At 44.7% G+C, this 1424-nt stretch carries 1 protein-coding gene; it reads right to left on the reverse strand.

Features of this window, described 5'->3' with window-relative positions; genetic code table 11:
- Positions 1-162: 162 nt before the first annotated feature.
- Complete coding sequence (locus tag AC1MBV_RS17205) at positions 163-1287, reverse strand: IS4 family transposase (RefSeq protein ID WP_480947824.1); 1125 nt, start codon at positions 1285-1287, stop codon at positions 163-165.
- Positions 1288-1424: the final 137 nt, after the last annotated feature.

Here is a 1424-nt window from a genome sequence, read left to right on the forward strand (position 1 = left end):
TACTAGCGTTGCATAAACATATTGATTTCTTTTTGCCAAAATATTCAGATGATTGATTTCTCTGGCGTGATTAAAAAAGCCAACGAGTCCCTAAAAGGTGCTCCATTCCATTTTTACAATATTATCCATTTGTTCCAGAGTGACAGGTTTTTGTGGTCTCTTTTAAGTCTTCACTTTCTCTTTCCTTGTCCGGAACTGAAGACGATGGAGCCATTTTTTCGCAGGGCTCCAAAGCATCCCTTTGAGCCACCGACTGATCTGCAGCAGGGAAGCACTCGTCTCGAGTTCCTGTTGGACCAGAAGAAATAAGCAGTAGTGAATCAGCGACAAAATGATTTGATTATGAACGGCGGTTTCACTCTGACCATAGAAGGTTTTCAGACGGACATGTTGCTTGAGCCATTTGAAAAAGAGTTCAATCGCCCAACGTTCCCGGTAGATCGTCCCGAGTTCCTCTGCTGGAAGATCAAAACGATTAGTGATGATCCGGATGGTTCGTCCCTGATCATCCTGAGACACGATCAGGCGAAAGAAGTTGTCCGCCTGATGAAGCGGATCACCCAGCAGGATCATCTGGTCTGACTGAATCGCCCCATCTTCTGGAACCGCATAGCTGCGAATAGTTTGCGTGACCGCGTTCTTCTTCAGACGAGAGGCAAAGAATATGCCATTATCCGAGAAACGGTCGAAGGCCTTATAGTCGATGTAGCCGCGATCAAAGACATACATGGCCTCCTCATCGACCAAGGCATCCAGTTCCTCACGGTCATGAACCTGAGCTGACGTCAGGATCGCTTTTTCCGGAAAGACCTGTCCCTTGCCCAGGAACACGAGGCGAAGGTGCAGCTTCACTCCTGCTTTTGTTTTTCGGAACTGTGCCCATGGGAATTGGTTCGGGTTCATGGTGATCGTCGTGGAATCAACGATTTTCAATAACCTTTTCGAATCCGGTACAGGTTTTCCTTTCATCTTGGCAACGAGTTCTAAGAAGAGCATCATCAAGAGTTGGGGATCCACCGTGTTATTCTTTCTTGAGAGCTGAGCGGCGCTGATTGAAGAAAGTCCTGTGACCCGTTGAAGATGTTGATTCAGGACACAGTCCGACAGAGCGCGCAGGCTGTCTTCTTTATGAAGCTGAGCATAGAGAAAGAGCAGGATATAAGCCTTGGTGGTCAGCTTTTTCACGTATTTATCTGCCTGAGTCTGATTCAGTTTCTGTTCCAGGTGTCTAAAATTAATTGGATTTAACCATTGTTCAAAGGATGAAAGTCGTGTATTCTTATCCATAGTCGAGTCCTTTATTTGGATTTGGATAGGAAACACCTATCCTTCCATAATAAAGGATTTTTTTATGCCCTGACCTTCTTAATTTTGAACATTTATAGTATTATGAATCATCACATTTAATTCCTGCAACGTTAGTA

The sequence above is a fragment of the Sporolactobacillus sp. PKPK-6 genome, assembly GCF_056678885.1.